The sequence below is a fragment of the Pseudomonas fluorescens Q2-87 genome, assembly GCF_000281895.1.
Lineage (GTDB): Bacteria > Pseudomonadota > Gammaproteobacteria > Pseudomonadales > Pseudomonadaceae > Aquipseudomonas > Aquipseudomonas fluorescens_S.
Genome location: NZ_CM001558.1, coordinates 309975 through 329410 on the forward strand (window position 1 = coordinate 309975; position 19436 = coordinate 329410).

18 protein-coding genes and 1 pseudogene are annotated in these 19436 nt (G+C 59.7%); 15 read left to right on the plus strand and 4 right to left on the minus strand.

Annotated features, from left to right (window positions below):
* Nucleotide 1: 1 nt before the first annotated feature.
* Nucleotides 2-430 (minus strand): type VII toxin-antitoxin system HepT family RNase toxin, encoded by a 429-nt coding sequence (hepT, locus tag PFLQ2_RS25965; protein ID WP_003177385.1) that lies wholly within the window; start codon nucleotides 428-430, stop codon nucleotides 2-4.
* The gene (mntA, locus tag PFLQ2_RS25960) at nucleotides 420-815 is read right to left on the minus strand and encodes a type VII toxin-antitoxin system MntA family adenylyltransferase antitoxin (RefSeq protein WP_003177386.1); all 396 of its coding nucleotides are present in this window, start codon (nucleotides 813-815) and stop codon (nucleotides 420-422) included. The genes hepT and mntA overlap by 11 nt, the downstream gene beginning before the upstream one ends.
* A 336-nt stretch (nucleotides 816-1151) precedes the next feature.
* On the opposite strand from mntA, the gene PFLQ2_RS25955 reads away from it, so the two are divergent.
* The 7 genes and pseudogenes from PFLQ2_RS25955 to PFLQ2_RS25930 all read left to right on the plus strand — a co-directional run bounded on the left by PFLQ2_RS25955 (nucleotide 1152) and on the right by PFLQ2_RS25930 (nucleotide 6688).
* Nucleotides 1152-1790, plus strand: a complete 639-nt coding sequence (locus PFLQ2_RS25955; RefSeq protein WP_003177387.1) for a peroxiredoxin — start codon at nucleotides 1152-1154, stop codon at nucleotides 1788-1790.
* 242 nt (nucleotides 1791-2032) lie between these two features.
* Nucleotides 2033-2626 (plus strand): NADPH-dependent FMN reductase, encoded by a 594-nt coding sequence (gene ssuE, locus PFLQ2_RS25950; protein ID WP_003177388.1) that lies wholly within the window; start codon nucleotides 2033-2035, stop codon nucleotides 2624-2626.
* 89 nt (nucleotides 2627-2715) lie between these two features.
* Nucleotides 2716-3681 (plus strand): sulfonate ABC transporter substrate-binding protein, encoded by a 966-nt coding sequence (locus PFLQ2_RS25945; protein ID WP_003177389.1) that lies wholly within the window; start codon nucleotides 2716-2718, stop codon nucleotides 3679-3681.
* Between the two features lie 25 nt (nucleotides 3682-3706).
* Complete coding sequence (gene ssuD / locus PFLQ2_RS25940) at nucleotides 3707-4855, plus strand: FMNH2-dependent alkanesulfonate monooxygenase (RefSeq protein ID WP_003177390.1); 1149 nt, start codon at nucleotides 3707-3709, stop codon at nucleotides 4853-4855.
* Between the two features lie 7 nt (nucleotides 4856-4862).
* A complete protein-coding gene (gene ssuC, locus PFLQ2_RS25935) occupies nucleotides 4863-5645 on the plus strand; it encodes an aliphatic sulfonate ABC transporter permease SsuC (protein ID WP_003177391.1) in 783 nt (260 codons plus the stop codon).
* Nucleotides 5642-6447: pseudogene (gene ssuB, locus PFLQ2_RS27430) on the plus strand (aliphatic sulfonates ABC transporter ATP-binding protein). The gene ssuC and the pseudogene ssuB overlap by 4 nt, the downstream one beginning before the upstream one ends.
* A 25-nt stretch (nucleotides 6448-6472) precedes the next feature.
* Entirely contained in the window at nucleotides 6473-6688 is a 216-nt protein-coding gene (locus PFLQ2_RS25930) for a TOBE domain-containing protein (RefSeq protein ID WP_003177394.1), read from the plus strand.
* A gap of 149 nt (nucleotides 6689-6837) precedes the next feature.
* On the opposite strand, the gene PFLQ2_RS25925 is transcribed toward PFLQ2_RS25930, so the two are convergent.
* Together PFLQ2_RS25925 and PFLQ2_RS25920 are read right to left on the minus strand one after the other, a co-directional pair.
* On the minus strand, nucleotides 6838-7473 hold the full coding sequence (locus tag PFLQ2_RS25925; RefSeq protein ID WP_003177395.1) for a TetR/AcrR family transcriptional regulator: 636 nt from the start codon (nucleotides 7471-7473) through the stop codon (nucleotides 6838-6840).
* A 285-nt stretch (nucleotides 7474-7758) separates the two neighbouring features.
* Nucleotides 7759-9135, minus strand: coding sequence for a glutamine synthetase family protein (locus tag PFLQ2_RS25920; RefSeq protein WP_003177396.1), 1377 nt, complete (start codon nucleotides 9133-9135; stop codon nucleotides 7759-7761).
* Nucleotides 9136-9413: 278 nt separating this feature from the next.
* On the opposite strand from PFLQ2_RS25920, the gene PFLQ2_RS25915 reads away from it, so the two are divergent.
* The 8 genes from PFLQ2_RS25915 (at nucleotide 9414) to PFLQ2_RS25880 (ending at nucleotide 18581) form a co-directional block, all read left to right on the plus strand.
* Nucleotides 9414-10190 carry a gamma-glutamyl-gamma-aminobutyrate hydrolase family protein gene (locus tag PFLQ2_RS25915; protein ID WP_003177397.1) on the plus strand — a complete coding sequence of 259 codons (777 nt, stop codon included), beginning with the start codon at nucleotides 9414-9416 and terminating at the stop codon, nucleotides 10188-10190.
* Nucleotides 10191-10230: 40 nt separating this feature from the next.
* A complete protein-coding gene (locus PFLQ2_RS25910; protein ID WP_003177398.1) occupies nucleotides 10231-11589 on the plus strand; it encodes a glutamine synthetase family protein in 1359 nt (452 codons plus the stop codon).
* A 58-nt stretch (nucleotides 11590-11647) separates the two neighbouring features.
* Nucleotides 11648-13012, plus strand: coding sequence for an aspartate aminotransferase family protein (locus PFLQ2_RS25905; protein WP_003177399.1), 1365 nt, complete (start codon nucleotides 11648-11650; stop codon nucleotides 13010-13012).
* Nucleotides 13013-13191: 179 nt separating this feature from the next.
* Nucleotides 13192-14289 (plus strand): polyamine ABC transporter substrate-binding protein, encoded by a 1098-nt coding sequence (locus PFLQ2_RS25900; protein WP_033045876.1) that lies wholly within the window; start codon nucleotides 13192-13194, stop codon nucleotides 14287-14289.
* Between the two features lie 184 nt (nucleotides 14290-14473).
* Nucleotides 14474-15571, plus strand: coding sequence for a polyamine ABC transporter substrate-binding protein (locus PFLQ2_RS25895; RefSeq protein WP_003177401.1), 1098 nt, complete (start codon nucleotides 14474-14476; stop codon nucleotides 15569-15571).
* Nucleotides 15572-15637: 66 nt separating this feature from the next.
* Nucleotides 15638-16780, plus strand: coding sequence for an ABC transporter ATP-binding protein (locus tag PFLQ2_RS25890; RefSeq protein WP_003177402.1), 1143 nt, complete (start codon nucleotides 15638-15640; stop codon nucleotides 16778-16780).
* Nucleotides 16777-17697, plus strand: coding sequence for an ABC transporter permease subunit (locus tag PFLQ2_RS25885; protein WP_003177403.1), 921 nt, complete (start codon nucleotides 16777-16779; stop codon nucleotides 17695-17697). Before PFLQ2_RS25890 ends, PFLQ2_RS25885 begins: the two co-directional genes overlap by 4 nt.
* Nucleotides 17694-18581 carry an ABC transporter permease subunit gene (locus PFLQ2_RS25880; protein ID WP_003177404.1) on the plus strand — a complete coding sequence of 296 codons (888 nt, stop codon included), beginning with the start codon at nucleotides 17694-17696 and terminating at the stop codon, nucleotides 18579-18581. The genes PFLQ2_RS25885 and PFLQ2_RS25880 overlap by 4 nt, the downstream gene beginning before the upstream one ends.
* Nucleotides 18582-19436 lie beyond the last annotated feature (855 nt).

Consider the following 19436-nt stretch of genomic DNA (forward strand, 5'->3'; position numbering starts at 1 on the left):
GCTACGGTGCAGACTCCGCCGCGTCCTTACGCAGAATGAATGCGCTGAACGCTAGAAAATCATCCAAATGTCCGGTAATGATCGCGACCATGATTGGCAATTGCAGGGCTTGGTAGTCATGCACGGCGATATTCCTGAAACCCACCATGTTCTTCAGGTTTTTCACCAGACCTTCTTTCATCCAGCCACCTTGAAAAAGCAACTCGAATGTATCGCGGGCACTTTGCGGGACACCCAGTCGCTCACGGCGAATCAAATGCTGCCCCATATCCAGTGCCGCTTCACACGCCCGCTGGATGTTCAGGACTGCCGAATCCTGGCGAGTGAAATCGGTTGCAAACGTAGCGGGATCTTTCTCGTACTCCTCCCGCACCCTGGCGACGCAACGCTCGATACTCGCTGCTTTATTGATCAGCACGTCATCGGCCATACACACTGCCTTCTTCCTGGATATCCTTGAGCAAACCTGCCCGAGCCTCATCGAGCGCTGTTTTTTCGCTGAGAACAAAACACTCGAACAACCCCGCCTGTACGTCTCTGGCCCAGAGCCGCTGACCTCGAGTCACGATCTGATACTGCATAACGGTCGTTGCCCCGCGTAGATCGATCAGATCCACCGGACTGCCCGCGATATCCGCCAAATCACCTGAAAGCTGCCATAACGACACAGGATCGACTTCGCCGGACAAAAGCACAGCCAAATCGACATCGCTGCCAGGCCCGGCGGTGCCCTGTGCATGGCTACCGAACAGGTAAACCGCCAGCAGTCCAGGGAGGTGATTTTGCAGATGTGTCAGCAAGGCTTGAGTGTTCATGCTGCCTATCCTAGCCGCTCGTCCTGAAATCGCGTCAATAATTTCCGTAGTGTGGGTACAAAGCAAAAAAAGCCCCGCCCGGCATCGCGCCGGGCGGGGCTTTTGCGTTTCCGAGTCAGGCCCACCCCTGTAGCCCTTCTCGAAACTTCTCCTCTTTTCAGCAACTCGAGGCCTTCTCGAACCTCGCTGGCGATCTTGTGCCGGTATGCAAAGCGATGCCAGTGAACAGTTTTTTATATTCACTATTGATCTAGATAAATGGATATTTATTCTTTTTAAATCAATCGAAACGGGTGCAGAGTTGGGCTCACAACAACCTCATCCAGGAGCCGCACCATGAGCCTCAGACTCGGCGACATCGCCCCCGATTTCGAACAGGATTCCAGCGCCGGCAAGATCCGCTTCCACGAATGGCTCGGTGACAGCTGGGGCGTGTTGTTTTCCCATCCGGCGGATTTCACACCCGTGTGCACCACCGAGCTGGGTTTCACCGCCAAGCTCAAGGATGAGTTCGCCAACCGTGGCGTCAAGGCAATTGCCCTTTCGGTAGACCCGGTGGATTCGCACCACAAGTGGATCGAGGACATCAACGAAACCCAGAATACCGTCGTCAACTTCCCGATCCTGGCCGATGCCGACCGCAAGGTTTCAGACCTGTACGACCTGATCCATCCCAATGCCAACGACACCTTGACCGTGCGTTCATTGTTTGTGATCGATCCGAACAAGAAGGTCCGGTTGACCATTACCTATCCAGCCAGCACCGGTCGCAATTTCCATGAGATCTTGCGGGTAATCGACTCCTTGCAACTGACCGACAATTACAAAGTCGCCACCCCGGCCAACTGGCAGGACGGTGACGAAGTGGTGATCGTGCCGTCGCTCAAGGACGAGGATGAAATCAAGCAGCGCTTCCCCAAGGGCTACCGCGCCGTGAAGCCTTATCTGCGCCTTACCCCGCAACCCAATCGCTGATGCAACACTGAACCTGTGGGAGCGAGCAAGCTCGCTCCCACGCCAATGAACTGTGCACCAAGGGTTTTGGCCGTTTCGACGGCCTTTTTTATTGCTTGGAAAAAAGCTCCTTGTATATATCCAAATAGAATAACCAAATGAATAAATATGATTTAAAGATATATTGATCCCCTGTTATGGTTTGTCCCGTACAGCGAGATCGCCTACTGCGAATCGCACGTGACCTTTAAGGAATGCTTGGCATGTTGGTCGTCTCACTCGGTGGCAGTCCCAGCCAGCGCTCCCGTTCCGGGGTACTGCTGGAACGCTCGCAACGCTGGTTGCAGCGGCAAGGTGTCGAGGTCGTGAGCTATCAGGTGCGCGATTTCCCGGCCGAAGACCTGCTCCATGCCCGTTTCGACAGCCCGAAGGTCGTCGACCTGCTCCAGCAAATCGAAAACGCCGACGGCCTGTTGATCGCCACACCGGTATACAAGGCCTCTTTCTCCGGTGCGTTGAAGACCGTGCTTGACCTGCTGCCTGAGCGCGCCCTGGCCCATAAGGTGGTGTTGCCCATGGCCACCGGCGGCAGCATCGCTCACATGCTGGCGGTGGACTACGCCCTCAAGCCGGTGCTTTCGGCGCTCAAGGCCCAGGAAATGCTCCACGGAATTTTTGCCGAAGACAGCCAGATCGCTTATGGCGAAGGCAGCGCCCAGGCGCAATTGACGCCGGCCTTGCAACAACGTCTGGATGAGGCGCTGGAACAGTTTTTCAGCGCCATGGCCCGCCGGCCCAAGCCGCTGGACCCCGCTGTATTGAATGAACGTTTGTTGAGTGCTCGCTGGAGCATTTGAACGCTACTTACCCAGATTCAACTCACCTTACTCAGCCGCTAACGGCCAAGCAGGTGCAGCCAAAACCCCACAGCAAAAAGGAGAGCGCCATGCGCACTGTCATTTTGCGTCGCGGGCTGGTCGCACTGTTTGCTGCGGCTGTGTCCTTCGGCGCCATCATCCAGGCTCAAGCCGAGACCTTGCGGATCGGTTATCAGAAATACGGCACCCTGGTGCTGCTCAAGGCCAAGGGTTCGCTGGAAAAACGTCTCGCTGCCCAAGGCGTGGACGTGCAGTGGACGGAGTTTCCCGGCGGCCCGCAACTGCTCGAAGGCTTGAACGTCGGCTCCATCGATTTCGGCGTGACCGGCGAAACTCCACCCGTGTTTGCCCAAGCAGCAGGCGCCGATCTGCTCTACGTTGCCTACGAACCTCCAGCCCCCACCAGCGAAGCCATCCTGGTGCCCAAAGGGTCGCCCATTCAGTCGGTGCAAGACCTCAAGGGCAAGAAAGTCGCGCTGAACAAAGGCTCCAACGTCCACTACCTGCTGGTGCGGGCGCTGGAAGATGCGGGTCTTGAATACACTGATATCCAGACGGTTTTCCTGCCGCCGGCCGACGCCCGCGCTGCGTTCGAACGTGGCAGTGTCGACGCCTGGGTCATCTGGGATCCGTACCAGGCAGCCGCCGAGCAGCAGTTGCAGGCCCGTACCCTGCGTGACGGCAAGGGTATCGTCGACAACCACCAGTTCTATCTCGCCACCAAGCCTTATGCGCAAAAAAATCCGCAGGTCATTACGGCCCTGGTGGAAGAAGTGCGCGCCGTGGGCGAATGGTCCAAGGCCAATCCTGAAGACGTGACGCAGCAGGTTTCGCCACTGCTCGGGCTGCCTGCCGACATCACGCTGACCTCGGTGAAACGCCAGGGCTATGGGGCATTGTTTCTCACGCCAGAAGTCGTCGCGGCGCAGCAGAAAATCGCCGACAGCTTCTACCAGCTCAAATTGATTCCCAAGCCCTTGAGCATCAAGGACGTGATCTGGACGCCGCCGGCGGCCGTTGCGAAAGCCCAGTAATTCGACTTCTTTAGGAGACCACTCCATGAGCCTCAATATCTTCTGGTTCCTGCCTACCCACGGCGACGGCCATTACCTTGGCACCGCCGAAGGCGCCCGCGCCGTTGACCACGGTTACCTGCAACAAGTCGCCCAGGCGGCGGATCGACTGGGTTTTGGCGGCGTGCTGATCCCCACCGGCCGCTCCTGCGAGGACTCCTGGCTGGTGGCTGCGTCATTGATCCCGGTAACCCAGCGCCTGAAATTCCTCGTGGCCCTGCGCCCCGGGATCATTTCCCCGACGGTGGCGGCGCGCCAGGCTGCGACCCTGGACCGCTTGTCCGGCGGCCGCGCGCTGTTCAACCTGGTGACCGGCGGCGACCCGGATGAACTGGCCGGCGACGGTCTGTTCCTGGATCACGAGCAGCGTTACCAGGCGTCGGTGGAATTCACCCGTATCTGGCGCCGGGTCCTGGAAGGCGAGACCGTGGATTACGACGGCGAACATATAAGTGTGAAAGGCGCCAAGCTGCTCTATCCACCGATCCAGCAACCGCGTCCGCCGCTGTATTTCGGCGGCTCGTCGGAAGCTGCCCAGGACCTCGCCGCCGAACAGGTGGAAATGGTGCTGACCTGGGGCGAGCCGCCAGCGGCCGTTGCGGAAAAAATTGCCCAGGTGCGGGCCAAGGCCGCGAAGCTGGGACGCACCGTGCGCTTTGGCATTCGCTTGCATGTGATCGTGCGTGAAACCAACGCCGAAGCCTGGCAAGCGGCCGACCGGCTGATTTCCCACCTGGACGACGACACCATCGCCCGTGCCCAGGCGTCCCTGGCGCGCTTCGATTCGGTGGGCCAGCAACGCATGGCCGCCCTGCACGGCGGCAGTCGCGACAAGCTGGAAGTCAGCCCCAACCTCTGGGCCGGTGTCGGCCTGGTTCGCGGCGGTGCCGGTACAGCGCTGGTGGGCGATGGTCCGACCGTGGCGGCGCGGGTCAAGGAATATGCTGACCTGGGCATCGACACCTTCATTTTCTCGGGTTACCCACACCTGGAAGAGTCTTATCGCGTGGCAGAGTTGCTGTTTCCGCACCTGGACGTGGAGCGTCCGGAACTGCCGAAGAGCCAGGGTTACGTAAGCCCGTTCGGTGAGATGGTCGCCAACGACATCCTTCCCAAAGCCGCGTCCCAGAGCTGAGGCGGCCATGAAGAAAATCATCCACAACCTGGCGCCATGGGCGGTGCCGCTGCTGTTGCTGGCGGTCTGGCAACTGTCGGTGTCGGCCGGCTGGTTATCCACACGGATCCTGCCGGCACCGGTGGCGGTGATCGAGGCGGGGGTGAACCTGGTGCGCAGCGGCGAGATCTGGACGCACCTGGCGATCAGCGGTTGGCGGGCGGCGGTTGGCTTCCTGATTGGTGGCGGCATTGGCCTGGCGCTGGGGTTCATCACCGGCCTGTCGAAATGGGGCGAACGCCTGTTGGACAGTTCGGTGCAAATGGTCCGTAACGTCCCGCACCTGGCGCTGATTCCACTGGTGATCCTGTGGTTCGGCATCGATGAGTCGGCGAAGATTTTCCTGGTGGCCCTGGGCACGTTGTTCCCGATCTACCTCAACACTTACCACGGGATTCGCAACGTCGATCCGGCATTGGTCGAGATGTCCCGCAGCTACGGCTTGTCCGGCTTCAACCTGTTCCGGCAAGTGATATTGCCGGGCGCCTTGCCATCGATCCTGGTGGGCGTGCGGTTTGCGCTGGGCTTCATGTGGCTGACGCTGATCGTGGCGGAAACCATCTCTGCCAGCTCCGGCATTGGCTACCTGGCGATGAATGCCCGGGAGTTCTTGCAGACTGATGTGGTGGTGCTGGCGATTCTTCTGTACGCGGTGCTGGGCAAATTGGCCGACCTCGCAGCCCGAGGGCTGGAGCGGGTCTGGCTGCGCTGGCATCCGGCTTATCAAGTGAACAAGGGAGGTGCCGCATGACCGCCCAACAACCTCCGCGCCTGCTGCGAGGCATTCCGCTGGCAGTGCGAAAGCTGCAAAAGACTTTCGGCTCGCGCCAAGTGCTGCGTGATATCGACCTGCATATCCCGGCCGGGCAATTCGTCGCCGTGGTCGGTCGCAGCGGCTGCGGCAAAAGTACCTTGCTGCGTTTGCTGGCCGGCCTCGATCAACCCACCGACGGCCAGTTGCTCGCCGGCTCGGCACCGCTGAGCGCGGCGCAACAGGACACGCGGCTGATGTTCCAGGAAGCGCGTTTGCTGCCCTGGAAAAAATCATCGACAACGTCGGCCTTGGGCTCAAGGGCAACTGGCGGCCGCAAGCGTTGCAGGCACTGGAAGCCGTGGGCTTGGCCGACCGCGCCAACGAATGGCCGGCGGCACTGTCCGGTGGACAGAAGCAGCGAGTGGCCCTGGCCCGCGCGCTGATCCACCAACCGCGCCTGCTGTTGCTCGACGAGCCGTTGGGCGCGCTGGATGCCCTGACCCGCATCGAGATGCAGCAGTTGATCGAAAACCTCTGGCAACAACACGGGTTTACCGTGCTGCTGGTGACCCACGACGTCAGCGAAGCGGTGGCGATTGCCGACCGGGTCATCCTGATCGAGGACGGCCAGATCGGCCTCGATTTGCTCATCGACCTTCCACGTCCCCGGGTTCGCGGCTCGCACCGCCTGGCGGCCCTGGAAACCGAAGTCCTCAACCGTGTGCTGTCCTTGCCCGGCCAACCGCCGGAACCCGAACCCGTTTCACCCTTGCCCACGCAACTGCGTTGGGCGCAATAACTTCATCCAGACAGGAATCGACACCATGACTATCAAAGCCATCAACGTACGCAACCAGTTCAAGGGCACCATCAAGGAAATCGTCGAAGGCGACGTGCTGTCGGAAATCGACGTGCAGACCGCCTCCGGCATTGTCACTTCGGTCATCACCACCCGCTCGGTCAAGGAACTGGAACTGGCCATCGGCAGCGAAGTGATCGCCTTCGTCAAATCCACCGAGGTGTCTATCGCCAAGTTGTGAGCGATATTTCACCCACAGCCCCGGACGGCGCGAGCCCTTCGGGGTTTTTGGGTTTTTGGGCGACCTGCGGATGGGCTTTGTTGAGGTTGGAGGGGGCTGCTGCGCAGCCCAGCGGGAGCAAGCTCCCTCGCCACGAGGCAGTTGCTGGGTCAGGGGGCATCACGCTTGGGCAAATATGGCGGCAGGTACAGCCCCAGGTATGCGTCGAATACCCGCATCCCTTCTTCGGCCATGCGCGGCGTAATCTGGTTGTGCTGCTGCACCGAGCGGGCGTAGACCCGGTCGCCCAGTTCCATGGCCAAGGCGAACACGTCGACGTCCTTGGGCAACGCCGGCAACTCGAAGTGGCGGTCGAAGAGTTTGTGCATCAGGTCGCCCAGCTCAAGGTCGTGCTGGCGGTCGGCTTGGGTGACTTCGGTCAGGCCGTGCTGGGCCAGGATGAGTTGGCGAGCGGCGGCGTCTTGGCTATAGATGGCAAGCACGCGCTGCTCCACCAGCCGTGACAGATCGCTCCAATGGTTCAGCGCCCCATGGTCGATCGGTGCTTGCAGGCAGGCCCGGAACGCAGCGTGGATATCGGCGGTGAGGGCTTCGAGCAGGGCCGGGACGCTGGCAAAGAAGTGGTACACCGATGAGGGCGGGATCCCGGCACGCTCGGCAACGCTGTAGATCGACAGGCTAGTCACACCTTCGGCCGCAAGCAGCGTACGGGCGGCATCGAGAATCGAGTCGATCCGGGCCTGGCTGCGTGCGCGAGGTTTGCGAGGGGTGGCGATGCGCGTCATGGATGTCTCCTGCGGGGCTGGCGGGCATTGTACGCAGAGCGAGGGGAGGGTCCATAGCAGCGCTAATGAACAAAGGTATTCCCGTGGCGAGGGAGCTTGCTCCCGCTGGGGTGCGAAGCAGCCCTCAAAACAGCCACTGCAGTGTATAAGGTCGATCGCTTTAGCCTGTTGGGGCCGCTGCGCGGCCCAGCGGGAGCAAGCTCCCTCGCCACAAAGGCTGATGAGTGCCCATAAAAAACGCCGCGGCCTTTTAGGGCCGCGGCGTTGTTTTTTTACTGCAACCGCTTAAACGGTATGCAGGTACCAGTTGTATTCAAGGTCGGAAATGGAGTGTTCGAATTCCTCCAGTTCACTTTCCTTGCAAGCCACGAAGATATCGATGTACTTCGGATCGATGTACTTGGCCATGACTTCGCTGTCGTCCAGTTCGCGCAGGGCATCGCGCAAGTTGTTCGGCAGGCTTTGCTCGTTCTGCTCGTAGCTGTTGCCTTCCACCGGCGCGCCGGGCTCGATCTTGTTGGTCAGGCCGTGGTGCACGCCTGCCAGCACGGCGGCCATCAGCAGATAGGGGTTGGCGTCGGCACCGGCGACACGGTGTTCCAGGCGTACGGCGTCGGCGGAGCCGGTCGGTACGCGCAAGGCTACCGTGCGGTTGTCCAGGCCCCAGGTCGGCGAGTTCGGCACGTAGAACTGTGCGCCGAAACGACGGTAGGAGTTGACGTTCGGGCAGAGGAAAGCCATCTGCGCGGGCAGGGTCTCGAGCACACCGCCGATCGCGTGACGCAGCGCGGCGTTCTGCTCGGGATCCTCGCTGGCAAAAATATTCTTGCCGTCCTTGTCCAGAATCGAAATGTGCACGTGCAGACCATTGCCCGCCTGGCCCGGATACGGCTTGGCCATGAAGGTGGTGTCCATTTCATGGTCGTAGGCGATGTTCTTGATCAAACGCTTGAGCAGGACCGCGTAGTCGCACGCCTTGATCGGGTCAGCCACGTGGTGCAGGTTCACTTCGAACTGCGCCGGGGCACTTTCCTTGACGATGGCGTCGGCGGGGATGCCTTGCTCCTTGGCCCCTTCCAGAATGTCCTGGAGGCAATCGACATACTCGTCGAGGTCGTCGATCAGGTAGACCTGTGTCGAGTGCGGGCGTTTGCCGGAGATCGGCGAGCGGGGCGGTTGTGGGCGTCCATTCACGTTCTCCTGGTCGATCAGGTAGAACTCAAGCTCGAATGCGGCGCAAATGGTCAGACCCAGCTCATCGAACTTGGTCACCACCTGGCGCAGCACTTCACGCGGGTCGGCGAAGAAGGGCTCTCCTTCGAGTTCATGCATGGTCATTAACAGTTGCGCGGTAGGGCGCTTCTGCCAAGGCTCATTGCACAGGGTGTCAGGGATTGGATAGCAGATCCGGTCGGCATCGCCGATGTCCAGACCCAGGCCGGTGCTTTCCACCGTAGAGCCATTGATATCCAGGGCAAATAAAGAGGCCGGCAGGTTGATGCCTTTCTCGTAAACCTTGTGGAGGCTGGTGCGTTCGATGCGCTTGCCGCGCACCACACCATTCATATCCGCAATCAGAAGGTCAACGTACAGAACCTCAGGATGTTCCTTAAGGAACGCGTTCGCTTCGTTAAGCTGAACGGCACGCGGGGGTACCGACATGATGCAACACCTTTGTTGTTAAAAATATCAATCATTGATCTCTTCGAAAGCCAGTCAACCCGAACGGCATGCCGAAGTCAAGCAGGGCCTTTTTTGCCCTAAAAAAGCACCTGTGGGGCTTTTTTGAGGCAATTTAGGGCGTTTTTTTCCCTTTGAGGGTCTTGGCGCCCGCAGGCTTGAGCGGGCCGTGTTGTATTTTTTACGGGGGTGTTGTGTAAAAAAATGAACAAGGCTAAGCTCGATTCAAACCCATAACAGCAATAATACCGGGGTGCTTCATGTCTCGCCTGCCGTTAATCGGCGTCACCACCTGCTCCAAGCAGATGGGTCTGCATGCTTATCACATCAGTGGCGATAAATATTCCCGGGCTGTCGCGACAGCCGCCAGGGGCCTGCCCATACTGATCCCGTCCCTGGCGGATCTGTTTGCACCGTCCGATATTCTGGACGCCCTGGACGGTATTCTCTTTACCGGCTCTCCTTCCAATGTAGAACCTTTTCATTACCAGGGCCCGGCCAGCGCGCCAGGCACAGCTCATGATCCTGCTCGGGACGCCACCACCCTGCCGCTGATCCGCGCCGCTGTCGATGCGGGCGTGCCGGTGCTCGGTATCTGCCGGGGGTTCCAGGAAATGAACGTAGCCTTTGGCGGAAGCCTGCATCAGAAAGTTCATGAAGTCGGAACCTTTATCGATCACCGCGAGGACGATACTCAGCCGGTGGATGTCCAGTACGGTCTGGCGCATGCCATGCATATCCTGCCAGGCGGTATCCTGGCGAACCTGGGCCTGCCCGAGGAGATCGCCGTCAATTCGATCCACAGCCAGGGTATCGAGCGCCTGGCTCCGGGCCTGAGGGCCGAGGCAGTGGCGCCGGATGGCTTGATCGAGGCGGTTTCGGTTATACAAGGCAAGGCTTTTGCTTTAGGTGTGCAATGGCACCCCGAATGGGCGGTAAGCTCTAACCCGCACTACCTTGCGATTTTCCAGGCATTTGGCGATGCCTGCCGAGCAAGGGCAATACAACGCGACGCCGATGCGTCAAACAACGCCTGACGACTAATAGCAGTCAGGAAACTCACGCCTAGAGGCATTTATGAGTAACAACCTCGACCAGCTCACCGATTGGTTGAAAGACCATAAGATCACAGAAGTCGAATGCATGATTGGCGACCTGACCGGTATCACCCGGGGCAAGATCTCGCCGACCAACAAGTTCATCGCCGAAAAAGGCATGCGCCTGCCCGAGAGTGTTCTGCTGCAGACCGTTACGGGCGACTATGTCGAAGACGACATCTATTACGAACTGCTCGACCCGGCCGACATCGACATGATTTGCCGCCCGGACGAAAACGCCGTTTTCCTGGTGCCCTGGGCCATAGAGCCCACCGCGCAGGTCATCCACGACGCCTACGACAAGCAGGGCAACCCCATCGAGCTGTCGCCGCGCAACGTGCTCAAGAAAGTGCTCAAGCTCTACGCCGATAAAGGCTGGCAGCCAATCGTCGCGCCGGAAATGGAGTTCTACCTGACCAAGCGCAGCGACGACCCGGATTTCCCGCTGCAACCGCCCGTGGGCCGCTCCGGCCGCCCGGAAACCGGTCGCCAATCCTTCTCGATCGAAGCGGCCAATGAATTCGACCCACTGTTCGAGGACGTTTACGACTGGTGCGAATTGCAGGAACTGGACCTCGATACGCTGATCCACGAAGACGGCACGGCGCAGATGGAAATCAACTTCCGTCATGGCGATGCGCTGTCCCTCGCCGACCAGATCCTGGTGTTCAAGCGCACCATGCGCGAGGCGGCGCTCAAGCACAACGTGGCCGCTACCTTCATGGCCAAGCCCATGACCGGCGAACCGGGCAGTGCGATGCACCTGCACCAGAGCATCATCGACAAGGAAACCGGCAAGAACGTCTTCTCCAATGAAGACGGGACCATGAGCGATCTGTTCCTGCACCACATTGGCGGTTTGCAGAAATTCATCCCCGAGCTGCTGCCGCTGTTCGCCCCGAACGTCAACTCGTTCCGCCGCTTCCTGCCGGACACTTCGGCGCCAGTGAACGTGGAATGGGGCGAAGAGAACCGCACCGTTGGCCTGCGGGTGCCGGATGCCGGGCCGCAGAACCGTCGGGTGGAGAACCGCCTGCCGGGCGCCGACGCCAACCCGTACCTGGCAATTGCCGCGAGCCTGCTGTGCGGCTTCATCGGCATGGTCGAAGGCATCAACCCGAGCGCGCCGGTGGTGGGCCGTGGTTACGAACGTCGTAACTTGCGCCTGCCGCTGACCATCGAAGACGCGCTGGAGCGCATGGAAAACAGCGCCACCATCGAGAAATACCTGGGCAAGAAATTCATCACTGGCTACGTCGCGGTCAAGCGGGCCGAGCATGAAAACTTCAAGCGCGTCATCAGTTCGTGGGAGCGGGAATTCCTGCTCTTCGCCGTCTGAAGCGCCGGGCGAGGCTGCTTCAGGCAGCTTCGCCCTCACCGATAAAAGGAGAATTCGCATGACCCGCAATAACCCGCAGACCCGCGAATGGCAGGCCCTGAGCAACGATCATCACCTGGCGCCATTCAGCGACTTCAAGCAACTCAAAGAGAAAGGCCCGCGCATCATCACCCACGCCAAGGGCGTGTACCTCTGGGACAGTGAAGGCAACAAGATCCTCGACGGCATGGCCGGTCTCTGGTGCGTGGCCGTCGGTTACGGCCGCGAAGAACTGGCCGACGCCGCCAGCCAGCAGATGCGCGAGCTGCCGTACTACAACCTGTTCTTCCAGACCGCCCACCCGCCGGTGCTGGAATTGTCCAAGGCCATCGCCGACATCGCGCCTGAAGGCATGAACCATGTGTTCTTCACCGGGTCTGGCTCCGAAGGCAACGACACCATGCTGCGTATGGTCCGCCACTATTGGGCGATCAAGGGCCAGCCGAACAAAAAAGTCATCATTAGCCGCAAGAACGGTTATCACGGTTCGACCGTCGCGGGCGCGAGCCTGGGCGGCATGACCTATATGCACGAGCAGGGCGACCTGCCAATCCCGGGTATTGTCCACATCGCCCAGCCTTACTGGTTCGGCGAAGGCGGCGACATGAGCCCCGAAGAGTTCGGCGTTTGGGCGGCCAATCAGCTGGAAGAAAAAATCCTCGAGATCGGCGTCGACAACGTCGGCGCCTTCATCGCCGAGCCGATCCAGGGCGCGGGCGGGGTGATCGTGCCGCCGGACAGCTACTGGCCGCGCATGAAGGAGATCCTCGCCAAGTACGACATCCTGTTCGTGGCCGACGAAGTGATCTGCGGTTTTGGTCGCACCGGTGAGTGGTTCGGGACCGACCACTACGGGTTGAAACCGCACATGATGACCATCGCCAAGGGCCTGACTTCCGGTTACATCCCCATGGGTGGGCTGATCGTGCGCGACGATGTGGTCGAGGTACTCAACGAAGGCGGCGACTTCAACCACGGGTTTACTTACTCCGGTCACCCGGTGGCGGCGGCGGTGGCCCTGGAAAACATCCGCATCCTGCGCGATGAGAAGATCATCGAGCGCGTCCGCGACGAAACGGCACCCTATTTGCAGAAGCGTTTGCGGGAACTGAACGATCATCCGCTGGTGGGTGAAGTGCGCGGTGTCGGTTTGCTGGGGGCAATCGAACTGGTCCAGGACAAAGCCACGCGCAAGCGCTACGAAGGCAAGGGTGTGGGCATGATCTGCCGGCAGTTCTGCTTTGACAACGGGCTGATCATGCGCGCGGTGGGCGACACCATGATCATTGCGCCGCCGCTGGTGATCAGCAAGGCCGAGATCGACGAACTGGTGACCAAGGCGCGGCACTGCCTGGACCTGACGCTCAGTGCGTTGCAAGGCTAAGTGCTAGGCTCTGAGCGGGGCGCTTTCAACGGCCTCGCCCGGAGCGAACAAAAGGCTGGGCTTGTGTTGAAAGCCTGGCCTGTAACTTGCCAGACTACCGCAGTTCAAGTTGCCCGCGAGCCGGCTACTGAACGTGGCTAAAAAGAATAACTGGAGCATCATCCATGAAGGCATTAGGTATGAAGATAGCTGGCAAGACTCTCCTGGCCATGTCCCTGATGGGCGCGATGGCGGGCGCCGTTCAGGCGGACAATAAAGTGCTGCACGTCTATAACTGGTCCGACTACATTGCGCCGGATACCGTGGCAAAGTTCGAGAAAGAGTCGGGGATCAAGGTGGTCTACGACGTGTTCGACAGCAACGAAACCCTGGAAGCCAAGTTGCTGGCCGGCAAGTCCGGTTATGACATCGTGGTGCCGTCGAACAACTTCCTGGCCAAGCAGATCAAGGCCGGGGTCTACCAGGAACTGGACAAGTCGAAACTGCCGAACTGGAAAAACCTCGACACCGACCTGCTCAAGGCGGTGGGCGATGCCAGCGACAAGGGCAACCAGCATGCCTTCCCCTACATGTGGGGCACCATCGGCATTGGCTACAACCCCGAGAAGGTCAAGGCTGCACTGGGCGTCGACAAGATCGACTCCTGGGATACCCTGCTCAAGCCGGAAAACCTCGCCAAGCTCAAGAGCTGCGGCGTGAGCTTCCTCGATTCGCCAACCGAAATGATCCCGGTGGCGCTGCACTACCTGGGCTACCCGACCGACAGCCAGGACAAAAAGCAATTGGCTGATGCCGAGGCCCTGTTCCTCAAGCTGCGTCCTTCGATCGGTTACTTCCACTCCTCCAAATACATTTCGGACCTGGCCAACGGCAACATCTGCGTGGCCGTGGGTTACTCGGGTGATATCGAGCAATCCAAGAGCCGTGCGGCTGAAGCTGGCGGCAAAGTGAAAGTGGCCTACACCATTCCGAAGGAAGGTGCCGGTTCGTTCTATGACATGGTCGCCATTCCCAAGGATGCCGAAAACGTCGAGGCCGCTTATAAGTGGATGAACTTCATCATGCAGCCGGAAGTCATGGCGGAGATCACCAACAACGTGCGCTTCCCGAACGGCAACAAGGCCGCCACCGCCCTGGTGGACAAAGACATCTCCGGTGACCCAAGCATTTACCCATCGGACGAAGTGAAGGCGAAGCTGTACGCCATCAGCGATTTGCCACCGGCCACCCAGCGGCTGCTGACTCGCAGCTGGACCAAGATCAAATCCGGTAAATAAGCCGGCGTGAAGCAGTCCCCCTGTTGTCGCCTTCTGCGCGACGGCGACAACAGGCGCAATTAAATAATTAAAAGTTTTGCTGGATCGGTTTATCGAGGGTAAGTTGCGCGCCGGTTTTGTTGCAGGGCCCATTAAGGTCAGGTAACGGGGGCAACTTGGGCCCAACTATTTAGAGGACCTCCACGTGCCAGTCTTTTCTTTGTTACGCAACGCCTTGCTGGTAGGCGCCGGCCTGACGCTCGCCGTCAGCGTCCAGGCCGCTTCCACCGTGCATATTTATAACTGGTCGGACTACATCGGCGAGACCACCCTGGCGGATTTCGAAAAAGCCACCGGCATCAAGCCGGTGTACGACGTGTTCGACTCCAACGAAACCCTGGAAGGCAAGTTGCTGGCCGGCCGTACCGGTTACGACGTGGTCGTGCCGTCCAATCACTTCCTGGGCAAGCAGATCAAGGCCGGGGCGTTCCAGAAGCTCGACAAGGCGCAATTGCCCAACTACGCCAACCTCGATCCCGCGCTGCTCAAGCGCCTGGAAAGGAACGATCCGGGCAACCAGTACGCCGTGCCTTATCTGTGGGGCACCAACGGCATCGGTTACAACGTCGCGAAGATCAAGGCGGTCCTGGGTGTCGACAAGATCGATTCGTGGGCCATGCTGTTCGAGCCGGAAAATATCAAGAAGCTGTCCAGTTGCGGTGTTTCGTTCCTCGACTCGGGCGACGAGATGATTCCGGCGATGCTCAACTACCTGGGCCTGAGTCCCAACAGCGAAGACCCTGAAGACTACAAGAAGGCCGAGGCCCAGCTCCTCAAGATCCGGCCTTACGTGACCTACTTCAACTCCTCCAAATACATCTCCGACCTGGCCAATGGCGAGATCTGCGTGGCCGCCGGTTTCTCCGGCGATATTTTCCAGGCCCGGGCGCGAGCCAGTGAAGCCGGCAAGGGCGTCGAAATCGCCTACGTGATTCCCAAGGAAGGCGGCAACCTCTGGTTCGACATGCTGGCGATTCCGCGCGACGCCACCAACGTCAAGCAGGCTCACGCCTTCATCAATTTCCTGCTCAAACCTGAGGTCATCGCCCAGGTCAGCGACACCGTCGGTTATGCCAACCCCAACCCAAAGGCTGGTGAACTGATGGACCAGAAAGTACGCACCGACGAAGCGGTTTATCCACCGCAAGCGGTCGTCGACAAGCTTTATGTCAACTCAGAGTTGCCGCCCAAGATCCAACGACTCATGACCCGCAGCTGGACCAAGGTCAAGTCGGGTAAATAACGCTGAACGCTCTAATCAAGGTTCGTCCGCGTGGGGCGAACTGCAAATTCTGTGGGAGTTTCGTAAATGGCAGTTGCCTCCGGCGCCTATAAGAAAGCCCTCGAGGGCGACCAGACACCCAAGCAGGTGCTGGTCAAAATCGACCGGGTCACGAAAAAATTCGACGAGACGATTGCCGTGGACGATGTGTCCCTGGAAATCAAGAAAGGCGAAATCTTCGCCTTGCTCGGCGGTTCGGGATCGGGCAAATCCACCTTGCTGCGCATGCTCGCCGGTTTCGAGAGGCCCACGGAGGGGCGCATTTTCCTCGATGGCGTGGACATCACCGACATGCCGCCGTATGAGCGGCCGATCAACATGATGTTCCAGTCCTACGCATTGTTCCCGCACATGACCGTGGCGCAGAACATCGCCTTCGGCCTGCAACAGGACAAGATTCCCAAGGCCGAGGTAGACGCCCGCGTGGCCGAGATGCTCAAGCTGGTGCAGATGAGCCAGTACGCCAAGCGCAAGCCGCATCAGCTCTCCGGCGGCCAGCGCCAGCGCGTGGCCCTGGCCCGTTCCCTGGCCAAGCGGCCGAAGCTGCTGTTGCTCGATGAGCCGATGGGAGCCCTGGACAAGAAGCTGCGCTCGCAGATGCAACTTGAGTTGGTCGAGATCATCGAGCGGGTCGGTGTGACGTGCGTCATGGTGACCCATGACCAGGAAGAAGCCATGACCATGGCCGAGCGCATCGCGATCATGCACCTGGGCTGGATCGCCCAGATCGGCAGTCCGATCGACATCTACGAAACCCCGACCAGCCGCCTGGTCTGCGAGTTCATCGGCAACGTCAATATCTTCGAGACCGAGGTGGTAGACGACGCCGAGGGTCATGCGGTGCTGACCTGCAAGGACCTGGACCGCAACATCTATGTGGGCCACGGCATCAGCACTTCGGTGCAGGACAAGTCCGTGACCTACGCCATTCGCCCGGAAAAACTGCTGGTTACCGCCGAGCAGCCAACCTGCGAAAACAACTGGTCCAGCGGCAAGGTCCATGACATCGCCTACCTGGGCGGTCATTCGGTGTTCTACGTCGAGTTGCCGAGCGGCAAGCTGGTGCAGTCCTTCGTCGCCAACGCCGAGCGTCGTGGCCAGCGTCCGACCTGGGGCGACCAGGTGTTCGTCTGGTGGGAAGACGACAGCGGCGTGGTGCTTCGCTCATGAACATGCGCAAATTCAAACGCCGACTCGATCGAATAACGCCCGGTGGCCGTCAACTGGTCATCGGGGTGCCCTTCATCTGGCTGTTCCTGTTCTTCATGCTGCCGTTCTTCATCGTCCTGAAGATCAGTTTCGCCGAAGCGGATGTGGCGATTCCGCCGTACACCGAGATCTACAGCTACGTTGACCAGAAGCTGCAAGTGCTGCTCAACCTCGCCAACTACGTGATGCTGAGCGAGGACGAGCTGTACATCGCCGCCTACCTTGGCTCGCTGAAGATGGCGTTGATCAGCACCGTCTTGTGCCTGTTGGTCGGTTACCCAATGGCCTACGCCATCGCCAACGCCCGCAAAGAGCTTCAGACGGTGCTGGTGTTGCTGATCATGATGCCGACCTGGACCGCGATCCTGATCCGCGTCTATGCGTGGATGGGCATCCTCAGCAACAACGGCCTGCTCAACGGTTTTCTGATGAGCATGGGCTGGATCAGCGAACCGCTACAAATCCTCAACACCAACCTGGCGGTCTATATCGGGGTGGTTTATTCCTACCTGCCGTTCATGATCCTGCCGTTGTACGCCAACCTGGTCAAACACGACCCCAGCCTGCTGGAGGCCGCATCCGACCTGGGTTCGAGCACCTTCAACAGCTTCTGGAAGATCACCGTGCCGCTGTCCAAGAACGGCATCATCGCAGGCGCGATGCTGGTGTTCATTCCCGTGGTGGGCGAGTTTGTGATCCCGGAACTGCTGGGCGGCCCGGAAACCCTGATGATCGGCAAAGTGCTGTGGCAGGAATTCTTCAACAACCGTGACTGGCCGGTGGCATCTGCCCTGGCGGTGGTGATGCTGGCGATCCTGATCGTGCCCATCATCCTGTTCAACCGCAGTCAGGCCAAAGAAATGGAGGGCAAGGAATGAAGCGCTTCAGTTTTTCAAGCCTGATGCTGGTGCTGGGTTTGCTGTTTATCTACGCACCGATGCTGATCCTGGTGATCTTCTCGTTCAACGCCTCGAAGCTGGTGACGGTGTGGGGCGGCTGGTCGGTCAAGTGGTACGTCGGCCTGTTGGATAACAGCCAACTGATGGGATCCGTGGTGCGCTCGCTGGAGATTGCCTGCTACACGGCGATTGCCGCCGTGGCCCTGGGCACGCTGGCTGCCTTCGTGCTGACCCGCATCACCCACTTCAAGGGCCGCACGTTGTTCGGCGGCCTGGTCACCGCGCCACTGGTCATGCCGGAAGTGATCACCGGCCTGTCGCTGTTGCTGCTGTTCGTGGCCATGGCGCAGATGATCGGCTGGCCCCAGGAGCGTGGCATCGTCACGATCTGGATCGCCCACACCACCTTCTGCGCAGCCTACGTGGCGGTAGTGGTCTCGGCGCGCTTGCGTGAGCTGGATCTGTCCATCGAAGAGGCCGCCATGGACCTCGGTGCGCGGCCATGGAAGGTGTTCTTCCTGATCACCATTCCGATGATCGCGCCATCCCTGGCGGCAGGGGGAATGATGTCGTTCGCGTTGTCCCTGGACGATCTGGTGCTCGCGAGCTTCGTTTCCGGGCCTGGCTCGACGACGTTGCCGATGGAAGTGTTCTCGGCCGTGCGCCTGGGTGTGAAGCCGGAAATCAACGCCGTGGCGAGCCTGATCCTGCTGGCGGTTTCGCTGGTGACTTTCCTGGTCTGGTACTTCAGCCGTCGCGCCGAAGAAAACCGCAAGCGGGCGATCCAGCAAGCCATCGAAGAAAGCGCCGCCGACTCCTGGAAACAACCGGAAGTCCGCCGGGCCGAGACCGCGCCGGTCTAACCCGATAGCGCAAGCTGTGGGAGCGAGCTTGCCCGCGATAGCGGTGGGTCAGTCAGCGAAAAGGTTGAGTCTGAATCCGCCTTCGCGAGCAAGCTCGCTCCCACAGTTTTTTGTGGTGTTCACAAAACCATGTTTCGCCGCAGTCCATTGTGGGAGCGGGCTTGCCCGCGAAAGCGGTGGGTCAGTCAGCGAAAAGGTTGAGTCTGAATCCGCCTTCGCGAGCAAGCTCGCACACAGTTTTTTGTGGTGTTCACAAAACCATGTTTCGCCGCAGTCCATTGTGGGAGCGGGCTTGCCCGCGATAGCGGTGGGTCAGTCAGCGAAAAGGTTGAGTCTGAATCCGCCTTCGCGAGCAAGCTCGCTCCCACAGGTTTTTTGTGCTGTTCACAAAACCATGTTTCGCCGCAGTCCATTGTGGGAGCGGGCTTGCCCGCGATAGCGGTGGGTCAGTCAGCGAAAAGGTTGAGTCTGAATCCGCATTCGCGAGCAAGCTCGCTCCCACAGGTTTTTTGTGGTGTTCACAAAACCATGTTTCGCCGCAGTCCATTGTGGGAGCGGGCTTGCCCGCGAAAGCGGCGGGTCAGTCAGCGAAAAGGTTGAGTCTGAATCCGCCTTCGCGAGCAAGCTCGCTCCCACAGGTTTTTTGTGGTGTTCACAAAACCATGTTTCGCCGCAGTCCATTGTGGGAGCGGGCTTGCTCGCGATAGCGGTGGGTCAGTCAGCGAAAAGGTTGAGTCTGAATCCGCCTTCGCGAGCAAGCTCGCTTGTATGGTAGGACTTGAAGGGAGGAGGAGGGACAAGGCTCGATTCTGACTGTTAGCCGCAGTACAGACCGTGGGAGATTTCACCCCTCCT